Origin of the sequence: Mesorhizobium sp. LMG 17147 (assembly GCF_024297145.1) — a bacterium.
Classification (GTDB): Bacteria; Pseudomonadota; Alphaproteobacteria; order Rhizobiales; family Rhizobiaceae; genus Mesorhizobium.
Genome location: NZ_JANCTC010000004.1, coordinates 1 through 23,932, shown reverse-complemented (window position 1 = coordinate 23,932; position 23,932 = coordinate 1). Strand labels below are relative to the sequence as shown.

Genomic DNA, 23,932 nt, shown 5'->3' with positions numbered 1-23,932 from the left:
CTATTGCAGTCTGGGAATCACCGCGACCGGCCTGTAGCCGTATTTTTCCAGAAAGGCCGCGAGCCTGGCCGGATCCGGCTGCAGCGTCTCACCGTAATCGCGGGCATGGATGCCGCCCGATACGTAGAGCACGTCGAAGCCATTGTCGGCCGCGCCCTTGATGTCGGTCATCATGCCGTCGCCGATGGCCAGAACTTGCGAACGCTCGACCGGGCGGCCGAGAATGACGGCGACCTCCTTCATGGCGACGTCATAGACCGGCGCGTACGGCTTGCCGGCGATCAGCGTGCGTCCGCCAAGCTGTGCGTATTCGCGGGCCAAAGCGCCTGCGCACCAGATCATGCGTTCGCCGCGCTCGACGACGATGTCGGGATTGGCGCAGATGAAGGGCAGGTTCCTGGCACGCAGCCGCCGCAGAAGATCGGCATAATCTTCCGGCTTCTCCACCTCGTCGTCGAACAGGCCCGTGCAGACCACGCCGGATGCTTCGAACTCCTCGACGAGCTCGACGTCGAGGCCCTCATAGAGCGTGAAATCCCGATCGGCGCCTATATGGAAGATCTTTCGCGGCCCTTCGGCGATCAGATCGCGGGTAACGTCGCCGGACGTTACGACACGGTCGTAGGCGGCGGGAGGAACGCCGATGGCGTTCATCTGCGCCACCACGTCGGCGCTGCGGCGCGGCGAATTGGTGATCAGGACGACAGGTATTCTCGCCGCGCGAGCAGCGATCAGCGCGGCAGCCGCCGCCGGGAAATGCCATTCGCCATTATGCACGACGCCCCAGACGTCGCACAGTATGGCTGAATAGGCTCCCGACAAGTCTGCGAGCGAACCGATGATGTCGGGCGAATCCGCCATGCCGTTGTCCCTGTACCATGATGCTTGCAAGCGCCGCGACCGACGGTCCGTAGCGGCCGGCCCGGATTAACCGAAGCGCTTCGCCCTGTCACCAGCTTTCATTGTGTCCGCAAGATTGTCGTCCGGGAACTAAGGAGGCCCGGCGCACTGGCGCAAAGGCTCCTGCCCTCATGCCCTTGCGGATGATGGAAGCATGTGGTGAGTGTCCCCATCCGGAGATGCGCTCTTGCCTGAACCCGCCAACCACCTTGCCTTCGCGCTGGTCTGCCTCGGCATGGTGCTGACGCCCGGCCCGAACATGATCTATCTGATCTCGCGCTCGCTGTCGCAGGGGCCGAAGGCCGGGCTGATCTCGCTGGGCGGCGTGGCGCTCGGTTTCTTGTTCTATGTGCTGTCGGCGGCGTTCGGCATCACCGCGCTGCTGCTTGCCGTGCCCTTTGCCTATGACGTGCTGCGCCTTGCCGGCGCGCTCTATTTGCTTTGGCTCGCCTGGCAAGCGGTGAAGCCCGGCGGGCGCTCGCCCTTCCAGATCCGCGAACTGCCGAAAGACAGGCCGCGCAAGCTGTTCGCCATGGGCCTGATGACCAACCTACTCAACCCGAAGGTGGCAGTGCTCTATCTGTCGCTGCTGCCGCAATTCATCAGCCCCGGCAAGGGCCACGTGCTGTCGCAGCTTCTGGTGCTCGGTGCGACGCAGGTCGCGATCAGCCTGACCGTCAACGCCATCATCGCGGTGACGGCCGGCTCGATCGCGGTTTTCCTCGCCGGGCGGCCCTTATGGATGGTGATCCAGCGCTGGATGATGGGCACGGTGCTGACCGCGCTGGCCGTCAAGATGGCAACCGACGCGCAACGCTGATCGGTCCTACATCGGCCGCCTCACCTGCTCCGCCCGCTCCGGTTCGACCACCCTGCGATAAAGATGCCAGGTCGCGTGGCCAAGGATGGGCATGACGACGGCAAGCCCGGCAAATAGTGGGATCGAGCCGATGACCAGGAGCACGGCGACCATCAGGCCCCACAGCGCCATCTGCAGCGGGTTTGTCAGGACGGCGCGCGCCGACGTCTCGACTGCCGAGACCGCGCCGACATCGCGGTCGAGCAGCAGCGGAAAGGCGACGACGGTCGTCGCCAGCACGATCGCGGCGAAGACGAACCCGGCCAGGTTGCCGAGCAGGATCAGCGTCCAGCCCTTGCTGGTCGTCAGCACCTCGCGAATAAAGCCGGCAATAGACGCCGGAGGCTGATTGCCGTACAGGCTGGTGTAGATCGACTGCGCGGTGAACAGCCAGAGCAGGAACAGTACCAGCAGCATGATACCGATGACTGCAATCGCGGGGAGCGCCGGCGAATGGCGCACGTCGAGCGCATGCCACCAGGATGTGTCCATGCCGAACTCGCGCCGGCGGCTGATTTCGTAAAGGCCGATAGCCGCGAACGGACCGACCAAAGCGAAGCCGGACATCAGCGGATAGATGAGCTGGATGGCGTTCGAGCCCGAGGTCCACTGCGTCAGGATCAGGCCGACCACCGGATAGATCAGGCACAGGAACACATAATGCGACGGCTTGGCCCAGAAATCCTCGACGCCGAGACGGAGCGCATCAATCAGATCCTCGGTGCTGATGCGGCGCACCTTGGGCTGTACATGCATTCCACGTGCATCAGCCATGACATGAAAGCTGGCCATAACCTTTCTCCCGTGTGTCGGGGCGGTCACCGCCAGGATGGCCGCCCGCAGCTGCCACTTCAAGAACGGTGACATGATAGCCGATCTGGGCGTGCTTGTCGCCAGCGCCCGGCGCCGGGGCGCCGGGCGCTGAGCGAACAGTTACGCCGCGAAGCGATCGATCACCTCGCCCAGCGGCAAGTGACCAAAGCAAGCGCCTGACCCGGCGGGCTGTTCGCCAGCCTCGACAGCGAGCGCGTATTGCACGGCCGGATCGGCTTCGATGCGGCGGCGTAGCGCCGCCAGCTTTGGGTAAGCGGCGCCGTCGACGGCCTGGTGGAACTCCGCCCAGCGCGCCACGCCGATCAACGTGGTGTCGGCAAGCGTCAGCCGCTCGCCGATCAGGAAATCCGTGTCGAGGATCATCGCCTCAAGCTGGTTATGGCGGTTGGTAACGACCTTGCGGCCGAAATCACGCAAGGTCGCCAGCAGCACCGGTTCGGCCGACTCCATTTCATATGCCGCCCAGAGCGGGGTGAAGGCGGCGGTGAAGCCGGTGTTTATGAAAGCCACCAGCTGGTGCATCCTCGGCCTCCGGCGAGCGAGGATCGAAGCTGATACGGCGTTGCGTATCGCGGGCTTCGAGCCAGGCGGCAATCGCCATGGTCTCGGTAAGCACCCTGCTCTCCTCCGTGATCAACACCGGCGTTTCCTGACGGCCGTTGATGCTGGCATAGGCGTCGTTCTTCATCTCAGTGAGCATGTCGACACGACACAGGCGATAGGGTTGTCCGAGGCGTTCAAAAGCAGCGACAAGCCCCATCGAACTTCCCAGCGGGAAGCCGTAAAGGAGAATAGGTTCCATTTCTTTGTCTCTTCCATGTTAGGGGTCACGCTGCGCAGCGAAACTTGACCCTAAACGCTGGTCGCCCCATGTAAATTAGGCACTATTCTGTAACCAGGTCCCCGCCATGAAAGATGTCGTCTCACGCTGCCCGATCGAGGAGACCATGCGTGTGCTCAGCGGTCGTTGGCCCACCTTGCTGCTCTATTATCTCAAGGATGGTACCAAGCGCTTCAGCGATTTGAGGCGTGACAACCCGGCAGTGTCGCACCGCATCCTGGCGCTGGAACTGCGCAAGCTGGAGGAAGCCGGGATCGTGCGGCGAACGGCGCATGCCGGCTATCCGCTACACGTGGATTACGACCTCACGGAGCCCGGCCGCAAGCTTGTGCCGCTTATCGACGCCCTGGGCGACTGGTGGGAACATACCGAAGACGATCGGGCCGGCCAGGTTTCATCGACCCCGGAAACCAAACTCGTGGCGGCGGAATAGCCGACCGGCGATCACCGCATCGCAAAGAACTGCCGGCGAGAGCCCAGCGCGCGCCAAGCCGTTCATACATTAGATCCCGCAAGACCAAGTGGCCAGCTTATGGGGCGCGCCATTGTGGCCGGCCAAACCGGGCAAGGCGCGGGCCATCCAGCACCAACTCCTGTAGCATAGCTCGCCAATCCCGATTCACCTGACCCGCCGTTCGATCTAGATCGGCTGACCGTGCTGGATGGCCGTCGCTTTCGATTCTGACGTGAATGAAGAAGCTACTTATCCTCTTGAAGTTTCTCCTGAGACTTTGCCATTTGATCGTCCCCAAGTTCCATATTGTGCATCGTTGCAATCAACCATTCATCATGATCCCGCGTCGCCACTACGCTGATTAATCCGCGCCGACGCGGCCATTCGTTTCCCATCGGATCGAGCGCGCCAGTCATGGACCACCGCAGGTCGAGCGTGGCAACATCAGGGCGAACAAGCCTGTTCCGCACGCTTTCGGCGGATAGGTGGCTGTGCTTGAACATTTTCTCAAAAATTGGGGCATGGAACTGCTCGATCTTGTCACGTCCAGTCGCCTGCATACCGAAGACGTTCGTAAATTCGGCATCTGCCGCGAATACGGCGGCAAAGGCGCGAGCATCGTGACGATTCCAAGCTTCGATCAGCCTGTGCGCGACACTTTCCACCCCTTCGGTTCGGACGTTGCCGGTAGCCATGCTGACCTCCTGTCATATGGTTCGGTTGCCATACTATATGGGTACCATATAAGTTTGGAAAGATGGATAATCAGCCATACACGCAGTCTCTGCTTCTCTATGCTTATCAATCGTCGGCGAGCGCTTTGGTCCAGGTTCTCCGGGAGAGCGGCCATTCGGCAATCAAGCCCAAACACGGCGCTGTATTCGCCAACATCGACGCGGAAGGAACCCGACCCAGCATCCTCGCGGAGCGAGCGGGCATTGGCAAAGCATCGATGGGTGAGTTGATCGATGAACTGGAGCGCCTCGGTTATGTTCGGCGCTCGCATGATCCGAACGACCGACGGGCCAAATTAATCGTTGCAACTGACGCGGCGCTTGCGGTTATCCGGATCGTCCACGATTTCAATCAGCGTCTCGAAGACCAATACCGGAGGCTGCTTGGTGCTCAGGCGTACGAATCGCTCCGGTCGTCACTGCAAGCGATATCCCCCAGAGAAAATTTGCAACCGAGGATACCTCGCCAGCGCTCGTGAAGCCGCAGAGATTGGGCAAAGAAACTGTCTGTCCGTGAATGCCCGACTGGTATCGAGCCGGAAACCATCATCACGCATTTTCACCGCCCTGCCCGGCAAAAGCCATGATCGCGCTTATGTCAGGCGGGCATGACCGTTATGAAAATCGAAAATTATGGGGCCCAACCAAGCCTAAGCAGGCGCGTGCTGCTCAGAGCTGCCGGCCTTGGCGCTCTTGCCGGGCTCGTCGCCTGCGCCACCGTGCTGCCCACTGGCGAAGCCGCCGGTGTCTCTGCCTCCGCCGCTGGCACGCTGGCCGGCATCCGCGCTTCGGCGGGTCTCGGGCCGCTTGTCCCCGATGCGCAGCTCGAGCAGGCAGCGCTGCAGCAGGCCGGCTATATGGCGCGCGGCCGCCGAATGAACCACACCACCGGCTGGGGCAAGGACTTTGCCTCGCGCGTCAAAGACAATGGCATTGCCGGCGCTGCCGCCGAAAACATCGCCGAAGGCCGCTTCGACCAACAGAAGCTGTTTGATATCTGGGTGCATTCGCCAGGCCACCGCCGCAACATGCTCGACCCGCGCTTCACCCGCTTCGGTCTCGCTTACGTGCGCGACGGCCGCGACAGCACGCTTCGCTACTGGTGCCTTGTGCTCGGCAGATAACATCCGCCATTTGGTCGGCGGAAGCCTGCTGGCGACCGATCCGTCAGTCTTTGCGGCCGCCGCCGAGCAATTCCTCGATGTCCTGCGCGCAAACCGGCCTGCTGAAATGATAGCCCTGCATTTCGTCGCAATTGTTCCTGCGCAGGAAAGCAACCTGATCATCTGTCTCAACGCCCTCGGCGATGACCCTCAGGTTGAGATTTTGCCCCAATGAAATCACCGCGCTGGCCACGGCCTGATCGTTCTCGTCGGCGGCGAGATCCTTGATGAAGGACTTGTCGATCTTCAGCCGCGCCACGGGAAAGGTCTTCAGTGCGCTGAGGCTGGAATAGCCGGTGCCGAAATCATCGATCGAGATCTGGACACCCAGGCTTTGCAGAGCGTTCATGGTGGCGACCGCCAGCTCGATATCCTGCATGATCAGGCTCTCGGTCACCTCCAGCTCGAGATACCTGGGCTCCAGGCCGCTGTCCTTCAGCGCGCTGACGATGCGATCGATCAGGTTGCGCTCCCTGAATTGCCGCGCCGACACATTCACGCAAACGGTCAAGGGCGGCAGTCCCGCGTCTTGCCAGGCTTTGTTCTGCCGGCACGCCTCATGCAGAACCCAGTCGCCGATCGGTACGATCAGACCTGTCTCCTCGGCGGTCGGGATGAACATCGTCGGCATTACCGTGCCAAGCGTTGGATGGTTCCAGCGTATCAGCGCCTCGACCGCAAAAACCCGACCTGACCGAAGGTCCACTTGCGGCTGGTAGAGCAGCGTGAATTCCGAACGCGCCAAGGCGTTTCGCAACTCTTCCTGAAGCACGAATTTTTCATGCGCCCTGGTGTTGAACTCCGGAGCGTAAAACTGGAAATTGTCGCGGCCGAACTCCTTGGCGCGATACATGGCCGCATCGGCATTTGCCAGCAGCGTATCGGGATCCGTTCCATCCTTGGGATAGTTGGCAATGCCGATGCTGGCCGTCGCCCGCACCAGATGTGCTCCGAGCCGAACCGGCTCGGCGAGTGCAGCCCTGAGCTTTTGCAACGTCTCGGAAACGAGATCGACGTTCGCCGGCTGGTCGAACAGCACGATGACGAATTCGTCACCGCCAAGCCGCACGACGGTATCGGTCGCCCTTACGCAGTCGACCATGCGGCTAGCGACGGTCTTCAGAAGCTCGTCGCCGGCATTGTGGCCGAGCGTGTCGTTGATGAATTTGAAATTGTCCAGATCGATGAACACCACCGTCACCCAGCGATCGTATCGCTGGGCGTACAAGACCGCCTGTGAAAGCCGATCCTCCAACAAGGCGCGATTGGGAAGCCCGGTCAGCACGTCATGGTTGGCCATGAAGTGGATCCGGTCTTCCGCCTGTTTGCGTTCGATGGCGATCCCGGCGATGCGCGTGGTGAAATCGATGAGGCGAGTCTCGGCCTCGGTCGGTTCGCGCACCGTCATCGAATACATCGCAAAGACGCCAAGCACGGCGCCCTGATGCGACAGGATCGGGGTCGACCAGCATGAACGCAAACCGTGCGGCCGCGCGAGTTCGCGATAATCCTGCCAAAGCGGATCGTGCATGATGTCAGCGACGATCACCGGCTCGCGCCGATAGACTGCGGTTCCGCAAGACCCTGCTCCGGGGCCGACCGCGGCGCCGTCGACGGCGTCGGTGTAGTCTCTCGCCAGGCTGGGCGCGGCGGCGTGACGCAAGTGGCTGCCATCCTTGTCGAGCAGCAAGACCGAACCGAATATCCCCGCCAGTTGGGATTCGACCAGACGCATGAGCCGCTCGAGCACATCTTCGAGGGGAGCGCTCTTTGCGATCATCTCGAGGATATGCGCCTGCCCGTCGCGCAGGATTTCGGCCTGCTTGCGCGCAGTGATGTCGCGGGCAATGCCGACGAGGCCGAAAATGTTGTTTTGAACGTTGCGCAACGGCAGTTTCGTCGACAGGAACCATTTTCCGGTGCCTGACGCATCGATGACGAACTCTTCCTCGTCGATCATCGGTTGTCCGTCGCGCATCAGTTGCTGCTCGATATGGCGAAACTTCTGCGCAAGTTCCGGCGCATGAAGGTCGAAGTCGCTCAGACCGATCATGTCGCTCGTACTGTCCCGACCGCTATCGGACGCAATGGCTCGGTTCGCGACGACGAAGCGGCTCTCGGTGTCCTTCACCCACATGTAGTCAGGCACCAGGTCGATCAGCGTCTGCAAGGAGATACGCTCGTCAACGACCAAGCGATTGGCGCTGAGCTCGCTGATGTCCTCGTGCGTGGCCACCCAGCCGCCGTCAGGCATCGGTTGATGGCAGACCTGAATTGTCCGGCCATCGGCGAGCTCGGCTGTCCAGTTCCCCGAAGCCGTGCCCGAATTGACTGCCCGGGCCAACCCCAGATAGGCGTCCGCATTCATTGCCGAGGTCCCGACAGCGACGCGCCGCTCGACGATTTCGCGCAGCGCCACACCCGGCTGCAATTGCTCCGGTGCAAGGCGATAGATTTCCGCGTAGCGTCGGTTGCACAGGATCAGCCGTTCATCGGCGTCAAAGAAACAGATACCTTGCGAGATGTTCTCTATCGCGGTCTGGAACCGCAGTGCCTGGTCCTGAAGTGCCGCAATCGTGGCACGAAGTTCGCGCTCGAGGACTTCGTACGAGGTAGTCGCCAGTTTTGCCAGCGTCGTCAGATCGGCGGACTCGGGCGCTGCGGCGATTTGCCTGGATGATTTCGTGGCCAAACACAATTCCTCCCGCTGATGCTTGAGGCAAGCAGTGGAGGCTCGCCTTCAACCCAAAAGCGAGTGCATATTGGTCCGGATATACTAATGGCAGGTGAACCTGGCTTAACGCCACGCGACCGGGACAGCCAACGGAAGCCTCGTGCCGGTCGCGGTTGCCGTAAGCCCTGAGGCTTAGTCCATATGCGCGGCAGGCGCCCCACCGGCGGGCGGCGCGGCCTTTGGCTTGCGCAGCAGGAAAACAAACGGAATGGCAAGCAGCGTCATCATCATCAGCAGCTTGAAGTCATTGACGTAGGAGATCATCATCGCCTGGACATTGACCATGCGATCCATCAGCGACAGCGCCGTCGGATCGCCGCCCGCCGCTGCCGGCGATGCCGCCCAGAGGTTGGGATTGAACGGGTTGATGTAGGCCGAAAGCTCGGCATGGTTGATCTGCGTGTTGCGTACCAGCAAAACCGTCACCACCGACACGCCGATCGACGAGCCAAGATTGCGCACCAGGCTGAACAACGCCGTGGCATCGGTGCGGAAGCGTGCGTCGAGCGTGGCGAAGGCTACGGTCGAGAGCGGCACGAACACCATGCCCATTCCCAGGCCCTGGATGACGCCGGAACTGAGGATCAGCCAGTCGTCCATCTGCGGCGAGAAGCTGGACATCGTGTAGAGCGACTGCGCGGTCAGCAGGAAGCCGATGACGACGAGGATCCTGGCATCGATCCTGTGCATGATCCGCCCGACGAACAGCATCGCGATCATCGTGCCGACACCACGCGGCCCCAGGACAATGCCGATGGTGAGGGTCGGATAGCCGAAGATGGTCGACAGCATTGGCGGCAGCAGCGACATGCTCGCCAAGATGAGCACGCCCATGACAAAGATGAACGCCAGCCCGGTGACGAAATTGCGATCGAGGAAGATCTTCGGGTCGATAAAGGGGTGCTCGGCCGTCAATGTATGAATGGTGAACACCCAGAAGCCGGTGATGGAAAGACCGAGCTCGATCCATATCTCGATCGAGGAAAACCAGTCGACCTCGCCGCCGCGATCGAGCATCAGCTGCAGCGCGCCGACACCGAGCGAGAGCATGGTGAAGCCGAAGAAATCGAAGCTGCGCACCCGCCGGGCGACGCTGGGAAGATACGCCGCCATGCCGAGGAAGGCGATGATGCCGACCGGCAGGTTGATGAAGAACACCCAGCGCCAGTTGAAGTTCTCGGTCAGCCAGCCACCCAGCGTCGGGCCAAGGATCGGTCCCAGCATGATGCCGGCGCCCCAGATGGCCATGGCTTGGCCGTGGCGTTCCCTAGGGTTGATGTCGAGCAGGAAGGTCTGCGACAGCGGCACGATGGCGGCGCCGAACACGCCTTGCATGAGCCGGAACAAAACGATGGTCTCCAGGCTCCAGGCGATGCCGCACAGCATGGAGAAGACGGTGAAGCCGACCACGGCCGTCAGGAACAACTCCTTGCGACCGAAGCGGTCGGCAAGCCAGCCGGTCACCGGCGTCATGATCGCGGCGGCAACGATGTAGGAGGTCAGCACCCAGTTGATGTTGTCGGGGGAGGCGCCGAGATCGCCGGTCATGGTCGGCAGCGCAACGTTGGCGATCGTCGTGTCGAGCGCCTGCATGATCGTCGCAAGCATGAGCGCGACTGTGATCAGGCCGCGGTGCGGTACTTCGCGAAAGGATTCTGGGCTGCTCATGACGTCAAACTTCCAGCAGGTAACAAAAACGTGTACATTGGGTTTCCGGACGGCGAGGCCCTCGCTGCAGAGAGACCCTCATCGCGGTGGGACGCGAGCATCGATGTGGGGGTTACATCAACTGAGCGTCTCGACAAGCGGGCGCCTGCCGCCCGGAAACCTGAGGACCGAAGATCCTGCGCGGAGTTGCTCAGGCAGGCTACAGCGCAGCCCGTTTACGCATTCAACTTTTCCTGCGCCTCCTTCGGACCAATCCTGCATCCATCTCGCCGTTTGCTATGCGGCCGCTGTTCGGCCTCCTTACTTGGCCTCGCCTGCCGTGGCGCCGCGGAAAATGCTCGGCAGCCCGCGGGAAACGCCGGTGTCCACCGTGACCGTAGCGCTCATGCCGGTGCGCAGCGCCGCCTTGGCGTCGGCATCGGCCAGTTCCAGGCGGACCGGAATGCGCTGTGTGACCTTGACCCAGTTGCCGGTGGCGTTCTGCGCAGGCAGCAGCGAGAACTCGGCCCCGGTGCCGGCGCCGATCGCCTTGACGGTGGCTTCGAAGGTCTTGCCCGGATAGGTATCGACTACGATTTCGGCCTTCTGGCCTGGCTTCATGTTGGTGAGCTGGGTTTCCTTGAAATTGGCGTCGACCCAGGTGTCGCCGGTCTCGACCAGCGAAAACAGCGGCGTGCCCGAACCGACATACTGGCCGACCTTGAACGAAGCGGCCTGGCTGATGATGCCGTCGGCAGGCGCCTTGACCTTGGTCTGGACCAGATCGTAGGCCGCCTTGTCGCGTGCGGCGAGCGCCGCCATTACTGTCGGATGCTTGTCGGTTTCGATGTCGGGATTGCCGCCAAGTGCCGCCTTGGCGCTGACGATCCCCTGCTGGGCTACGGCCAGCTGCTGCTTGGCCTTGTCGAGGTCGTTCTTGGCTTCGTCCAGCGACGACTTGGCGTTGATGCCCTTCTGGGCAAGGTCGGCGGCGCGGTCATATTGCGACTGCGCGTACTGGACCTGGCTTTCGTCGGACTTCTCCTGCGCCAGCGCCTGGCTGTAGGCCGCACGCAGTTGCTCGACATTGAGCCGCGCGCCGGCCACCGCCGCGTCGGCCTGGGCCAACGCGATCCGGTAGGGCTCGGAATCGATGGCGAACAACACATCGCCCTGCTTGACAGACTGGTTGTCGAAAATGTCGACCTGAACGATGCGGCCCGCCGTATCGGCGGCAATCGACACCTTGGCCTGCTGCAGATTGGCGTTCTCGGTCTCCTGATAGCGGCCGCCGGTCACCCAGACATAGCTGCCGCCGGCGATCAACGCAGCGGGCAGCACAAACATCAAAAGGAAGCGGCCGGCACGGCGCTTCTTCTTCGGCACCACCGGCGCCGGAGCTACCTGCGGAGCGACCGTTACCGGAGCTGCCGCCGGCTTGGCGGGAGCTTCCATCTCCAACTTGGCCGCATTCTCATCTAGTTTGGCTACCGCGTTCATGCTGCTGCGCCTTCCGTATTCTTCACTTTTTCCGAGGGCGGCGTCTCACCATCTGCAAGATTCTGCACCATTATCTCCAGCGCCTTGACCAGGACGCGGCGATCTTCCGGCGAAACGCCGACGAGCGATTCCTCATAGACCTCGCCGGCAAGGCTCTTGACGTGGGCGTAGGCCGCGTTCGCCTTGGCGGTCGGGAAAATCATGCGCACTCGCCTGTCGGTTGCGTCGGGACGGCGCTCGATCCAGCCGCCCTCCTCCATTCGATCGACAAGACGCGAGACGCTGATCGGCTCGATTTCGAGAAGCTCGGCAAGCCGCGCCTGCGCGACACCCGCCTCCTTGGCGACACGTACCAGAAGCCGCCATTGCGCCGAAGAAAGGCCGAAACCACTGGCGCGCGCCTCGAAGCGCTTGCGCATCAGGCGCTGCACGTCGTGGATCAAAAAGCCCAATCTGTCGATGCCGTCGGAAACCATGAGCGACATATATAATAAGCGTGCTCATAATTCAAGGAGCCCGATTGTGCCAGAGGGTGACAAATGTGCATTGCAGTCAGTGCAGGGCGATCGTGGTTAGCGATTGCTGAAAGTCTGATGCGGTGGCCAGACCTAGGGAAAACCGGCCCTGCTCCAAGATCTGGCGTTAATGCGAGCAGTTTCCGCGCTGCGCCTTTGTTGCATGGAAGCGTCGCTTCAGGGGACGCATCCGAATACTCGCCGATGCACCATTTCACTTGGCTACAGCGTGGCTGCAGCATTTCCTGAAGCCCGAGGCCGACTTTCCACGCGCGAAATGCCCGGTACCGAAAACAGGTCGGTCGCCAAAACATCGGAAAATTTTCAGAATCCTATCGAGATTTCAGCGCTCGAAAAGCCGAATGAAAGCGTGCTGGTAACGGACCTATTGACCCACGTTTTCGCGAAGGCGCCCGGCCCCGTCTCCAGCCAAGGATCATTGCCGGCTATCGCGCCCGTTCCGGCGCCGGCCGCCAAACGGAAGGAGACAACATGACTGCCGCATCCAACAGCAGGTTGAAACGTGGCGTCGTCGGCGTATGGCTCGCGGCGCTCGCCTGCGCCGCCGCCGTCACCTGGTACGCCGCCAAAGGCGAGGCCGCGAGCGCAAGGCCGGGCGCTCCGGAAGCGAAGTTGGTCAAGGCCGTGACGGTCAAACCGGCGCCGCAGGTGGATAGCCGCACCGCCATCGGCGAGATACGTCCGCGGCTCGAAAGCGATCTCGGTTTTCGCGTCTCGGGTAAGCTCGTAGAACGCCTCGCCGAGATCGGCGCGACGGTGAAGAAGGGCGAAGTGCTCGCCCGCATCGAAGACCAGGACTATCGCAATCGGCTCGCCAGCGCCGAAGCCGATGTCGCAGCGGCGCAGGCCGTGATTGTCGAGGCAAGCGCTGCCGAGGCCCGCATCGGCGCGCTGCTCGCCAAGGGTTTTACGACGCGCGCCAATTATGACGCGACGCTGAAGAATCTGCGCTCGGCACAGGCCAAGCTGAAATCGGCGAACATCGCCTTCGAGATGGCCAGGGACCAGCTCGGCTACGCTGAACTGCATGCGGAGTTCGACGGCATCGTCACTGCCACCGGCGCAGAAGCCGGCCAGTCCGTCAATGTCGGGCAAATGGTGGTGCGCGTTGCCGATCCCCAGAGCCGCGACGCGGTGTTCTCGATCGCGGAAGCCGCCTTCGCCAACGCGCCCCACGGCAAGCGGCTGCCGCAGGTCACCGTCTCACTGCTCAGCAATCCGGCGATCACGGCTGTCGGCAGCATCCGTGAAATTGCGCCCATGGCCGATGCAGCGACCCGCACCTTCCAGGTGAAGGTCGCTATCGAGAATGCGCCCGACGAAATGCGCTTCGGCGCAAGCGTCGCTGGCCGAGCCGACATTGGCGGCACATCAGTCATAGTGCTGCCAGGCAGCGCGCTGTTTGACAAGGACGGCAAGCCGGCCGTTTGGGTCGTGTCCGCCTCGTCGGCGGTGGAGCTCAAGCCGGTCTCGGTTGCCCGCTACGAGACCGACCGCATCGTGATCAGCGAAGGACTTGTCCAGGGCGACCTCGTCGTCACCGCCGGCGTAAACCGGCTGCGGGAACACGAGAAAGTTCGTACCGTTGGGGGAGAAGGAAAATGACCATGTCCAAGACACAGGTCCTGATTGCCGGCGCCGGCCCGACCGGCCTGACGCTTGCGCTCTGGCTGACCAGGCTGGGCGTCCCAGTGCGCATCTTCGACACGGCCGTGGCTCCCGGTGAGACCTCGCGGGCGCTTGCCGTGCAGGCGCGCACGTTGGAATTCCACCGCCAGATCGGCATCGTCGAGGATGTCCTTGCCGAAGGCATCCGGCTCGAGCGGCTCACCGTGCATACGCCGGCGGGCGTCGCAGCTCGGCTGCCGCTGTCCGACTTCGGCCGCGGCATCAGTCCCTATTCCTTCGCCTTCGCGCTGCCGCAGGACATCCATGAGCGCCTGCTGATCACGCATCTGGAGCGCGCCGGCGTCGAGGTCGAGCGCGGCACGGAGCTCCTCGCTTTCCAGGACAGGGGCGAAGCTGTCATCGCCACGCTGAGCAAGAATGGCCGGACCGAAACCGTCAGCGCCGCCTATCTCGCGGGCTGCGACGGCGCCCGCAGCGCGGTGCGCCACGGGCTTAACATCGGCTTCCCCGGAGGCACCTACGAACAGTCTTTCTATGTGGCCGACGTGAAGGGCAGCGGCGACATCACCCGCAACGGCATGGACACGACAATCAGCACCTATGGCTTCGCGATCGTCATGCCTGTCCGGCAGTCCGGTTCTGTCAGGCTGATCGGCATCGTGCCGAAGGCGCATGAGGCCGACGAGACGGTTACCTTCGAGGCGATCCGCGCTGATATCGAACGCGACACCGGTGTCAAGGTCCACGAGGTCAACTGGTTCTCGACCTACCGCGTCCATCATCGCGTCGCCGAACGTTTCCGTGCCGGCCGCGTGTTCCTCGCAGGCGATGCCGGCCACATCCACAGCCCGGCCGGCGGCCAGGGTATGAACACGGGGATGGGCGATGCGGTGAACCTCGCCTGGAAGCTCGCGGCGGTAGTACAGCGCCGGGCCGATCCGCGCCTGCTCGACAGCTACGAGCCGGAACGTATCGCCTTTGCTCGCAAGCTGATCGAAAGCACCGACCAGGCGTTCCGCATCGCCACCAGCCGCTCTCGGCTCGTGGGGTTGTTCCGGCGCTACCTAATGCCGAAGATCCTGAACATCGCGCTGCACACCTCGTTCGGCTCGCGCGCCTTCTTCGGCGTGATCTCGCAGGCAGCGATCCAGTATCGCGCCGGGCCGATCAGCGCGGGCATAGCGGGAAAGGTCAGCGGCGGCGACCGCCTGCCCTACGTCGTCCGTGCCAACGGCGACAATTTCGATCCGCTGCGGTCGCTCGACTGGCAGGTCCATATCTATGGCGAGCTCAACTGCGATTTCCGGGCGATGCTCGCGCCGAGCGGCATCCCGATCCACGCCTTCGCCTGGTCGGACGCGGCCGCAAAAGCCGGCCTGCAGCGCGACGCAGCCTACCTGGTGAGACCGGACGGCCATGTCGCCCTCGCCTCGCCGGTGCAGGAGGCAGCCACCTTCCAGCGCTATCTCGCCGGCCTCGCCATAAGGCCGAGGACGGCAGAGCGTGCGCCCTACCGTGTGCTGGGCACCATGCACAGCCTGGCCTGAATTGCCACAGCGCCCGCCCCGGGTTGGCGCTGACCGAACCCCAACCGTCACTTGTTTCGGCTGTCGGCAAGCCGCCGGCGGAACGCGCCCTTGCGCGCACTGAGAGGGATTTGCATCATGACCAGCTTCAACCTTTCCGAATGGGCGCTGCGCCACAAGAGCTTCGTCATCTACCTAATGATCGCGGCCGCGCTCGCCGGCATCTTTGCGTATACCGGCCTTGGCCGCGAGGAGGATCCGCCCTTCACCATCAAGACCATGGTGGTGAAGACGATGTGGCCGGGCGCCACGACCAGCGATACGGTCGAGCAGATCACCGACCGCATCGAGAAGAAGCTCGAGGAGCTTCCCAACCTCGACTACGTCAAGAGCTACACCAAGCCCGGCGAATCCGTGGTGTTCGTGAACCTGAAGGACACGGTCGCCGCCGACCAGGTGCAGCCGCTCTGGTACCAGGTGCGCAAGAAGCTCGACGACATCAAGCCCACCCTGCCGCCAGGCGTGCAGGGACCGTCCTACAATGACGAGTTCGGCGACACCTATTCGCTGATCTACGCGCTCACCTCCGACAGCCTCAGCCATCGCGAGCTGAAGGATCTCGCCACCAGCCTGCGCGCCGGGTTGCTCACGGTGAAGGATGTCGCCAAGGTCGACCTGATCGGCCAGCAGGACGAGAAGATCTATCTCGAATTCTCGACTCAGAAGGTGGCAGCACTCGGCCTCGATGTCGGCACGCTGTCGCAGGCGCTGCAGGCGCAGAATGCGCTGACGCCGAGCGGCACGGTCGACGCCGGCCCGGAGCGGATCGCCATCCGCGTCTCCGGCAGCTTCACCTCCGAGGAAAGCCTGAAGGCGATCAACTTCTACGCCAACGGCCATTATTTCCGGCTGGGCGACGTCGCCGAGGTCAAGCGCGCCTATTCCGACCCGCCGCAGCCGATGTTCCGCTTCAACGGCAAGCCGTCGGTCGGCATTGCTATCTCGATGACCGCGGGCGGCGACGCGCTGGCGCTGGGCGAGAACGTCAAGGAGAAGATGCATGAGATGGAGGCCGAACTGCCGCTCGGCGCCGAGCTCGGCCTGGTCGCGGACCAGTCGCAAGTGGTGGAAGAATCCGTCGGCGAGTTCACCAAGAGCCTTGGCGAGGCGATAGCCATCGTGCTTGCCGTCTCGCTGCTGGCGCTCGGCTGGCGTCCCGGCGTCGTGGTGGCTATCGCCATCCCGCTGGTTCTGGCGATCACCTTCGTCATCATGGAGTATTTCGGCATCTCGCTGCAGCGCATCTCGCTCGGCGCGCTGATCATCGCGCTCGGCCTCCTGGTCGATGATGCGATGATTGCGGTCGAAATGATGATCTCACGCATGGAGGAAGGCTACGACAAGATCTCGGCCGCCACCTATGCCTACACTTCGACCGCCTTCCCGATGCTCACCGGCACCCTGGTGACGATCGCCGGCTTCGTGCCGGTCGGCTTTGCCAAGAGCGGCGCCGGCGAATACTGCTTCTCGCTGTTTGCGGTCGTGGCGATCGCGCTGGTCGTCTCCTGGGTGGTGGCGGTGCTGTTCACGCCGCTCACCGGCGTGGCGCTCTTGCCCGATCGAATCGAGGGCCATGGCAGCCATCGGCCGTCGCGCATTGCTCGCGGCTTCCAGACATTGCTCGAAATGGCGATGCGGGCGAAGTGGCTGGTGCTGTCGGCGACCGCCGGGCTGTTTGCGCTTTCGGTCGTAGCCATGGGCTTCGTCGGCCAGGAGTTCTTCCCGAAGTCCGACCGGCCCGAGGTCATGGTCGATCTCACCCTCCCGCGCACCGCTTCGATCAAGGCGACGGACGCGGTCGTGGAGCGCGTCGAGAAGCTGCTTGCCGCCGATCCGGACATCGACCACTGGAGCTTCTATGTCGGCCAGGGCGCGGTGCGGTTTTACCTGCCGCTCGACGCGCAACTCGCCAACGACTTCTTCGCCCAAGCCGTGGTGGTCACCAAGGGCCACGCCGTGCGCCAGGCGGTCATCGACCGGTTGGAGAGGCAGCTGTCGACCGGCTTCGATGACGTCATGGTCCGCGTCACGCCGCTGGAGCTCGGCCCGCCGGTCGGCTGGCCGCTGAAGTTCCGCGTCAGCGGTCCAGACCCGCACACCACGCGCAGCCTGGCGCAGCGGTTCGCGCAGGTGTTGGGCAGCGACGCTTCCGTACGCAACATCAACTACGACTGGAACGAGCCGGCCAAGGTCATCAAGGTCGATGTCGACCAGGACCGGGCGCGCGCGCTGGGCATCTCCTCGCAGCAGCTCTCCGAGACGATCAACGCCGTGTTGTCCGGCTCGAAGATCACGCAGATGCGCGACGACACCTACCTCGTCGACATCGTGGCCCGCGCGGTGGACTCCGAACGCGCCAGCATCGACACGCTACGCGGCCTGACCATCAGCGCTTCGGGCGGACGCCGGGTGCCGCTCGAGCAGGTGGCGAAGCTCACTTACCAGACCGAGCCGCCGCTGATCTGGCGCCGCGGCCGCCTGCCGACCGTGACGGTGCAGGCCGACGTCGCGCCGGGCGAAAATGCCACGTCCGTGTCGCGGCGGCTGGAGAGCGCCATCGCCGCCTTCAAGGCGGAACTGCCGGCGCGCTACAGCGTCGAGCAGGGCGGTGTGATCGAGGACAGCGCCAAGGCGCAGGCCAGCATCTTCGTGGTCTTCCCGCTGATGCTGTTCATCATGGCGACCGTGCTGATGGTGCTGTTGATGAGCTTCCAGCGCCTGGTGCTGGTGCTGCTCACCGCTCCGCTTGGGATCATCGGCGTTGCCGGCGCACTACTGCTCTCCGGAGCACCGATGGGCTTCGTCGCGATCCTCGGCGTGATGTCGCTGATCGGCATGGTGATCCGCAACTCGGTGATCCTCATCGCGCAGATCGACCAGCACATCGCCGCCGGCGAGGAGCCATGGGCCGCAGTGATCAGCGCCACCACACATCGCTTAAGGCCTATCCTGCTCACGGCGGCGGCCGCCATCCTCGGCATGATCCCGATCGCGCCGACCGTGTTCTGGGGACCGATGGCCTATGCGGTGATGGGCGGCCTGATGGTGGCGACCGTGCTGACGCTGGTCTTCCTGCCGACGCTCTACGTCACGTGGTTCGGCATCAAGGCGCCGGCGCAAACCATCCCGGCGGCGCAGCCCATCGGGGCGATCGCCGAACCGCAGCCGCTGGCCGCCTGAGGCGGCGAGCATCCGATAGAAGCCACGGCGGAGGAACCGCCGTGGCAGGCGCTCCGCAACATTCAAAACTGAAAGGAAACGAAGATGCCCCTCGCTTTCGGAAACCTTCTCATCCGCTTCAACGCCGGCTTCTTGATCCTGGCATCGGCAGGTGGCCTGGCCACCGACATCGCCGGCTCCTTCTTCGGGCGCGGCGCCGAGGCCGTCCTGCTCGCCGACGCCCCGGGCGTCGGTATCGGCTTCATCGAGGCGCACGGCCTTGCCCTCATCATCGGGCTGACCATGTGGCGCATCGCCTATTCCGTGAACTGGCATACCTTCCTGGCGGCCGTTCACGCACTGCTCGGAACCGCAAACCTCTTGTTCTGGCAGTTCTTCATCGCCTCCGACGTGCTCATCGTCGGTTACGCGACGACCGCGGCGCACTGGCTGTTCGTGGTTGCTCACCTGGCGGCGATGACGGGTTCGACCCGGCTTGCCGCTTCCTCCTCCCACTGACCTTCGACCAAACATCAGGAGAAACGACAATGCCCATGAAATCCGTGAAGAAATTCCACTCTGCGGCTGCGTTGCTCGCAATCGCGCTTGCCGCTATCGAAATCGTCGGCAGCGCCGTGCCGGCGCTGTCGCTGGTCAGCCAGGCCGAAGCCCGCATCGGCGCGCCCTGGACACCACGCAGCGCCGCGGGCGTTGCGCGCCGCACCACCACTTGGCGCGTGCTGAGACACACCACCGCCTGGGTTGCCAGGCTGCCGGCTGGCTGCGTCCGCACCAAGGTCAACGGCTTCGATGTTTGGCGCTGCGGCGGCACCTATTACCGGGCCTATCAGGGCCGCTACATCGTGGTCGTTGTCGATTGAGGCGCCTCGGGGGCATACTCGCCGAGGGCAAGCCTGACGCCCTCGGCGAGATGCTCGGCGTCGGCCCGGCTTTCGAACGGCACGCCGCGCAGCGCATAGTCGAGCGGCGAGAAAGGATCGCCCTCCTTAATGAGGGCGATCTGCCGCCGCGCCTTCTCCATTTCGCCCATCTGCGCGTAGCAGGCGGCCAGCCTCGTGCGGATCCAGGGCGCCGGACGCGTTGCGAGTTCCAATGCTTCCGCCGCCTCGCGGTACTCCCCCATCATGTAGAGCGCGAGCGCGCGGTCGAACTGGTACCAGTGCGGATGCAGCGGATCGATGCGGATGCCGCGCGCCAGCCAGGTCAGAGCTTCGAGCGGCCGGCCGCGCATGGTGAGCAGCATGCCCATCTGCTCGATGCTATCGGCATCGCAAGGGTTGAGCTGCAGCGCGATGCGCATGTGGTGCTCGGCCGCCACGTGGTCGCGCATATAAAGGCGGATCAACGACTGCACGCGGTGCCCGGTCGGCTGGTCGGGCGACAGAGCCAGGCCCTTGTCAGCAAGGTCGCGCGCGTTTTCCAGAACGGCGTCGCTGGCGCGTCCGAACTCTCCATCCAGCGAGCGCGCCAGGGCGAGATAGGAGTAGGCCAGCCCGTAATTCGGATCCTTGGCGATCGCTGCCTCGAACAATGCCTCGGCGCCGCGCTGGTCGGTCTGGGCCGGATCGCGCAGCAGCGCGAAACCGCGCAGTAGAAGTTCATAGGCGGCGAGGCTGGTCACCGGCTTGCGTGAAGCCTGCTCCAGTCCGGCGTTGGTGACCCGCGTGACAAGGCGGCTGACGATCTGCTCGATGATCTCGCGCTCGATCGCGAACAGGCCGGCGCCCTGCGACTGGTAGCGCTCGCCCCAGAGCTGGGTCGCGGTGGCGATATCGACAAGGCTGACCGCCACCACGACCTGGTCGCCCTTTCGGCGAAGCGATCCCTCGACCAGGTAGTCGGCGCCGATGCGGGCGCGGATCTGGGGCCACTCGGTGTGGCCGAAGGAAGCGAAGGAGAAGCTCGAATTGCGCGCCAGAACCGTCACGGTGCCGAAGCGCGCCACACCATTGATTAGGTCCTCGGCAAAACCGTCGACCATCGCCTCGTCGGCGGGATCGCCGCTCTCGTTGCGAAAGCGCACCACGGCCATAATCGGCTGGCTGCTGATCTCGGGCGCGGCTTCCGCCTCCGCGGCAAGCATGTAGCCCCGTTTCGAGACTGTGCGCACCATCTCGTCGCCCAGTACCTTGCGGATTTCGCGGATCGACTGGGTAAGCGAATCCTCGGTGACGTAAACGCCCGGCCACACCACATCCATCAATTCCGATTTCGGCACGACGCGCCCCATATTGCGGGCGAGATGCGAAAGCACTGCGTAAGCTTTTGGACGCAGGAACAGCGGCTCTTTAACGCCGCGCAGCGTTCCCTTGGCCAGATCCAGCGTGAACCCGCCAAATCGAAAAACCTGATCGGCCGTCGCGATCGCCACCGGGATATCCCTCCCTGACATCGCGCATTGAGATGCCAGACGGACGCTGCGTCAAGAGCCATCGGCATGAGCAGCATTGTTGCGCGGTAGCCATCGCTGCTAGATCGGCGCTTCCGGGTCGCGGTTCGTCCATTGAATGGATGAGCGGGTATTGCAGCAGATCGGCGGCGCGCTCGATCTGTCGGTCGCCTCCTGCGAGCAGATCCGGGCTGCATACCGGAAAGAATGCGTCCCGAAAAATTTCCTGCGCGGGAACATCCCGCGGCATCCTGTTCTGGCGGCTTACGGCGAGAATTATCCGAGGCTGGCCGCCTAAAAAACAAGTATGACCCCACCAATCTCTTTCGCTTGAACCAAAACATTAAGCCTGCGACCTGAGCGACCGCCGGAGGCCGATGCTCGAAATTCTGCGGCGCTGCTATAACTCCAAATTCCAGTTCTGGCCGACCAGGTCCTTGCCGAAGGAATGGTGGCGCTCCTCGTCGGTCAGCTTGAACCCGGCAGCCTCGTAGATGCGGCGCGCCGAGGTGAGCACGTCATTGGTCCACAGCGTCAGTGTTCTGTAACCCTTGGTTCGAGCAAAGCCGATGCATTCCTCGACCAGCCGCCTGCCGATGCCGAGGCCGCGCGCCGAAGGCTCGACATAGAGCAGGCGCAACTTCGCCACCGCGTCCGACTGGTGCACGACGAAGACCGAGCCGACGACCTCCCCTTCCCGCTCGGCGATCCAGCTGTGTTCCCATTTCGGATCAAAGGATTTGACGAAGGCACCGAGGATTTCGGCGACCAGCGCTTCATAGGTTTCGTCCCAGCCATATTCCTGCGCGTAGAGCAGGCCCTGGCGATGGATGATCCAGCCGATGTCGCCGACTTGCAGAGACCGCAGCATATAGGGAATTTTGGGCTCGGCACTTCCGCCCAGCAGACGCTGCACCGTCTGCATGGCCCTGACCAGCCTGTCCTGTTCGGCCGCCGAAAGCCGTTCGAGCAAAGTCGCGACCTGTTCGTGCGAACCCTGGTTCAGCGGCGCGAAGGCCTGCCGCCCGGCCTTGGTCAGCGCGATCGACGAGCGCCGCGCATCCGCCTCGATCGTGGCACGCTCGACCAGATCACGCTCCTCGAACTTCTTCAGCAGCCGGCTGAGATAACCGGCATCGAGGCCGAGATCGCGCCCAAGATCGGTGGCGGTCAGCCCGTCGCGATGCGCCAGCTCATAGAGCACCCGGGCTTCGGTCAGCGAGAAGTCGCTTTTCAGCAAGCCTTCCTCGAGCAACCCGATCTGGCGGGTGTAGAAGCGGTTGAAGGCCCGCACCGCGTCGATCCGCTCCTTGCCTGGGTGATGATGAATGGTCATGGCATCCTCCTGCCTGGCAAGATCAGCCATTTAGTTGACTTAGTCAAGTATCCGTTTGAAGCAATCGTCCTGAGGATGCTCACCGGGCGTCTTGACTCGCGCGAGCTGCCAGCCTATTTCAGCGCCACGTTAGCACTCCCCCAAGATGAGTGCTAACCACATGTCCGGCGCCGCCGGACGGAGGAACTGTTCTCACCATTCTCATCGAGGAATAAAAAATGGCAAAGTCGAAGTTCCGCCCGCTTCATGACCGCGTGGTCGTTCGTCGGGTCGAATCCGAATCCAAGACCGCGGGCGGGATCATCATCCCCGATACGGCTAAGGAAAAGCCGCAGGAAGGCGAGATCATCGCCGTCGGTTCCGGCGCCCGCGACGAAGCCGGCAAGCTCGTCCCGCTGGACGTCAAGGCCGGCGACCGCATCCTGTTCGGCAAGTGGTCGGGCACCGAAGTCAAGCTCAATGGCGAAGACCTTCTGATCATGAAGGAATCCGACATTATGGGCATCATCGGCTGAATATCGGCCTCACCCTCATTTAAATCTTCGGGCTTAATCCAAGCCCCTGCCAGGAGCTAAAAATGGCTGCCAAAGACGTAAAATTCTCCCGCGACGCTCGTGAGCGCATGCTGCGCGGCGTCAACATCCTCGCCGACGCGGTGAAGGTCACGCTCGGCCCCAAGGGCCGCAACGTCGTCATCGACAAGTCGTTCGGCGCACCGCGCATCACCAAGGACGGCGTTACCGTCGCCAAGGAAATCGAGCTTGAAGACAAGTTCGAGAACATGGGCGCGCAGATGGTCCGCGAAGTTGCTTCGAAGACCAACGACATCGCCGGCGACGGCACCACGACCGCGACCGTTCTGGCGCAGTCGATCGTCCAGGAAGGCCACAAGGCGGTTGCCGCCGGCATGAACCCGATGGACCTCAAGCGCGGCATCGACCTCGCCGTCGCCGACGTCGTCGCGACGCTGATCAAGAACGCCAAGAAGATCAAGACCTCGGAAGAGGTTGCCCAGGTCGGCACCATCGCCGGCAATGGCGATGTTTCGGTCGGCTCGATGATCGCTGAAGCGATGCAGAAGGTCGGCAATGAGGGCGTCATTACCGTCGAGGAGGCCAAGACCGCCGAGACCGAGCTCGAAGTCGTCGAAGGCATGCAGTTCGACCGCGGCTATCTCTCGCCCTACTTCGTCACCAACGCCGAAAAGATGGTTGCGGATCTGGAAGACGCCTACATCCTCCTCCACGAGAAGAAGCTCTCCAACCTGCAGGCCATGCTGCCGATCCTCGAGGCTGTCGTGCAGACCTCGAAGCCGCTGGTCATCATCTCCGAAGACGTCGAAGGTGAGGCCCTTGCCACGCTGGTCGTCAACAAGCTGCGTGGCGGCCTGAAGATCGCTGCCGTCAAGGCGCCGGGCTTCGGCGACCGCCGCAAGGCCATGCTGGAAGACATCGCCATTCTCACCGGTGGCCAGGTCATCTCCGAAGACCTCGGCATCAAGCTCGAGAATGTCGGCCTCAACATGCTCGGCCGCGCCAAGAAGGTGTCGATCTCCAAGGAGAACACCACCATCGTCGACGGCGCCGGCAAGAAGGCCGAGATCCAGGGCC

At 63.1% G+C, this 23,932-nt stretch carries 23 protein-coding genes and 1 pseudogene; 13 read left to right on the top strand and 11 right to left on the bottom strand.

What is annotated here, in order from left to right; translation table 11 throughout:
* The gene (locus NMG46_RS09565) at nt 1-861 is read right to left on the bottom strand and encodes a TIGR01459 family HAD-type hydrolase (protein ID WP_254817424.1); all 861 of its coding nucleotides are present in this window, start codon (nt 859-861) and stop codon (nt 1-3) included.
* Nucleotides 862-1,087: 226 nt separating this feature from the next.
* Here NMG46_RS09565 and NMG46_RS09560 point away from each other — a divergent pair, with 226 nt between their 5' ends.
* Entirely contained in the window at nt 1,088-1,720 is a 633-nt protein-coding gene (locus NMG46_RS09560) for a LysE family translocator (protein WP_254817423.1), read from the top strand.
* A gap of 6 nt (nt 1,721-1,726) precedes the next feature.
* On the opposite strand, the gene NMG46_RS09555 is transcribed toward NMG46_RS09560, so the two are convergent.
* The 3 genes from NMG46_RS09555 to NMG46_RS29880 form a co-directional block, all read right to left on the bottom strand.
* Nucleotides 1,727-2,551, bottom strand: coding sequence for a DUF2189 domain-containing protein (locus NMG46_RS09555; protein ID WP_254817422.1), 825 nt, complete (start codon nt 2,549-2,551; stop codon nt 1,727-1,729).
* A 141-nt stretch (nt 2,552-2,692) separates the two neighbouring features.
* The gene (locus NMG46_RS29885; RefSeq protein ID WP_368389289.1) at nt 2,693-3,103 is read right to left on the bottom strand and encodes a glutathione binding-like protein; all 411 of its coding nucleotides are present in this window, start codon (nt 3,101-3,103) and stop codon (nt 2,693-2,695) included.
* A complete protein-coding gene (locus tag NMG46_RS29880) occupies nt 3,045-3,353 on the bottom strand; it encodes a glutathione S-transferase N-terminal domain-containing protein (protein WP_368389288.1) in 309 nt (102 codons plus the stop codon). Before NMG46_RS29880 ends, NMG46_RS29885 begins: the two co-directional genes overlap by 59 nt.
* A gap of 148 nt (nt 3,354-3,501) precedes the next feature.
* Between NMG46_RS29880 and NMG46_RS09545 the strand changes: the two genes are divergently transcribed.
* Nucleotides 3,502-3,867 carry a helix-turn-helix domain-containing protein gene (locus tag NMG46_RS09545; RefSeq protein ID WP_254817421.1) on the top strand — a complete coding sequence of 122 codons (366 nt, stop codon included), beginning with the start codon at nt 3,502-3,504 and terminating at the stop codon, nt 3,865-3,867.
* Between the two features lie 266 nt (nt 3,868-4,133).
* Here NMG46_RS09545 and NMG46_RS09540 read toward each other — a convergent pair whose 3' ends face one another.
* Nucleotides 4,134-4,583, bottom strand: coding sequence for an SgcJ/EcaC family oxidoreductase (locus tag NMG46_RS09540; protein ID WP_254817420.1), 450 nt, complete (start codon nt 4,581-4,583; stop codon nt 4,134-4,136).
* Between the two features lie 62 nt (nt 4,584-4,645).
* Between NMG46_RS09540 and NMG46_RS09535 the strand changes: the two genes are divergently transcribed.
* Together NMG46_RS09535 and NMG46_RS09530 are read left to right on the top strand one after the other, a co-directional pair.
* Entirely contained in the window at nt 4,646-5,101 is a 456-nt protein-coding gene (locus tag NMG46_RS09535; RefSeq protein WP_254817419.1) for a MarR family winged helix-turn-helix transcriptional regulator, read from the top strand.
* Nucleotides 5,102-5,230: 129 nt separating this feature from the next.
* The gene (locus tag NMG46_RS09530) at nt 5,231-5,746 is read left to right on the top strand and encodes a CAP domain-containing protein (protein ID WP_254817418.1); all 516 of its coding nucleotides are present in this window, start codon (nt 5,231-5,233) and stop codon (nt 5,744-5,746) included.
* A gap of 43 nt (nt 5,747-5,789) precedes the next feature.
* On the opposite strand, the gene NMG46_RS09525 is transcribed toward NMG46_RS09530, so the two are convergent.
* The 4 genes from NMG46_RS09525 to NMG46_RS09510 all read right to left on the bottom strand — a co-directional run bounded on the left by NMG46_RS09525 (nt 5,790) and on the right by NMG46_RS09510 (nt 12,142).
* Nucleotides 5,790-8,477 carry an EAL domain-containing protein gene (locus NMG46_RS09525; RefSeq protein WP_254817417.1) on the bottom strand — a complete coding sequence of 896 codons (2,688 nt, stop codon included), beginning with the start codon at nt 8,475-8,477 and terminating at the stop codon, nt 5,790-5,792.
* 174 nt (nt 8,478-8,651) lie between these two features.
* Nucleotides 8,652-10,187 (bottom strand): DHA2 family efflux MFS transporter permease subunit, encoded by a 1,536-nt coding sequence (locus NMG46_RS09520; protein WP_254817416.1) that lies wholly within the window; start codon nt 10,185-10,187, stop codon nt 8,652-8,654.
* 300 nt (nt 10,188-10,487) lie between these two features.
* The gene (locus NMG46_RS09515; protein WP_254817415.1) at nt 10,488-11,666 is read right to left on the bottom strand and encodes an HlyD family secretion protein; all 1,179 of its coding nucleotides are present in this window, start codon (nt 11,664-11,666) and stop codon (nt 10,488-10,490) included.
* Nucleotides 11,663-12,142: a MarR family winged helix-turn-helix transcriptional regulator gene (locus tag NMG46_RS09510; RefSeq protein WP_254817723.1), complete on the bottom strand. Its 480-nt coding sequence runs from the start codon at nt 12,140-12,142 to the stop codon at nt 11,663-11,665. The genes NMG46_RS09515 and NMG46_RS09510 overlap by 4 nt, the downstream gene beginning before the upstream one ends.
* A gap of 531 nt (nt 12,143-12,673) precedes the next feature.
* Between NMG46_RS09510 and NMG46_RS09505 the strand changes: the two genes are divergently transcribed.
* The 5 genes from NMG46_RS09505 to NMG46_RS09485 all read left to right on the top strand — a co-directional run bounded on the left by NMG46_RS09505 (nt 12,674) and on the right by NMG46_RS09485 (nt 19,457).
* Nucleotides 12,674-13,807 (top strand): efflux RND transporter periplasmic adaptor subunit, encoded by a 1,134-nt coding sequence (locus NMG46_RS09505; protein WP_254817414.1) that lies wholly within the window; start codon nt 12,674-12,676, stop codon nt 13,805-13,807.
* A 2-nt stretch (nt 13,808-13,809) separates the two neighbouring features.
* Nucleotides 13,810-15,378, top strand: a complete 1,569-nt coding sequence (locus NMG46_RS09500) for an FAD-dependent monooxygenase (protein ID WP_254817413.1) — start codon at nt 13,810-13,812, stop codon at nt 15,376-15,378.
* A 117-nt stretch (nt 15,379-15,495) separates the two neighbouring features.
* On the top strand, nt 15,496-18,597 hold the full coding sequence (locus NMG46_RS09495; protein WP_302895060.1) for an efflux RND transporter permease subunit: 3,102 nt from the start codon (nt 15,496-15,498) through the stop codon (nt 18,595-18,597).
* A gap of 84 nt (nt 18,598-18,681) precedes the next feature.
* Complete coding sequence (locus NMG46_RS09490) at nt 18,682-19,095, top strand: hypothetical protein (protein ID WP_254817412.1); 414 nt, start codon at nt 18,682-18,684, stop codon at nt 19,093-19,095.
* A 29-nt stretch (nt 19,096-19,124) separates the two neighbouring features.
* Complete coding sequence (locus NMG46_RS09485; protein WP_254817411.1) at nt 19,125-19,457, top strand: hypothetical protein; 333 nt, start codon at nt 19,125-19,127, stop codon at nt 19,455-19,457.
* On the opposite strand, the gene NMG46_RS09480 is transcribed toward NMG46_RS09485, so the two are convergent.
* Nucleotides 19,433-20,968 carry a winged helix-turn-helix domain-containing protein gene (locus tag NMG46_RS09480; RefSeq protein WP_254817410.1) on the bottom strand — a complete coding sequence of 512 codons (1,536 nt, stop codon included), beginning with the start codon at nt 20,966-20,968 and terminating at the stop codon, nt 19,433-19,435. The two genes, NMG46_RS09485 and NMG46_RS09480, sit on opposite strands and share 25 nt — an antisense overlap.
* 151 nt (nt 20,969-21,119) lie before the next feature.
* On the opposite strand from NMG46_RS09480, the gene NMG46_RS09475 reads away from it, so the two are divergent.
* The gene (locus NMG46_RS09475; protein WP_254817409.1) at nt 21,120-21,284 is read left to right on the top strand and encodes a hypothetical protein; all 165 of its coding nucleotides are present in this window, start codon (nt 21,120-21,122) and stop codon (nt 21,282-21,284) included.
* Nucleotides 21,285-21,301: 17 nt separating this feature from the next.
* Nucleotides 21,302-21,346 (top strand): annotated as a pseudogene (locus NMG46_RS29875) (hypothetical protein); the annotation flags it as partial.
* Between the two features lie 40 nt (nt 21,347-21,386).
* Here the strand turns inward: NMG46_RS29875 and NMG46_RS09470 are convergent.
* A complete protein-coding gene (locus NMG46_RS09470) occupies nt 21,387-22,322 on the bottom strand; it encodes a helix-turn-helix domain-containing GNAT family N-acetyltransferase (RefSeq protein ID WP_254817408.1) in 936 nt (311 codons plus the stop codon).
* A 218-nt stretch (nt 22,323-22,540) separates the two neighbouring features.
* Here NMG46_RS09470 and groES point away from each other — a divergent pair, with 218 nt between their 5' ends.
* Together groES and groEL are read left to right on the top strand one after the other, a co-directional pair.
* Nucleotides 22,541-22,837, top strand: coding sequence for a co-chaperone GroES (groES, locus tag NMG46_RS09465; RefSeq protein ID WP_006203049.1), 297 nt, complete (start codon nt 22,541-22,543; stop codon nt 22,835-22,837).
* A 62-nt stretch (nt 22,838-22,899) separates the two neighbouring features.
* The coding region (groEL, locus tag NMG46_RS09460; RefSeq protein ID WP_254817407.1) for a chaperonin GroEL at nt 22,900-23,932 on the top strand (1,033 nt) is incomplete at its 3' end.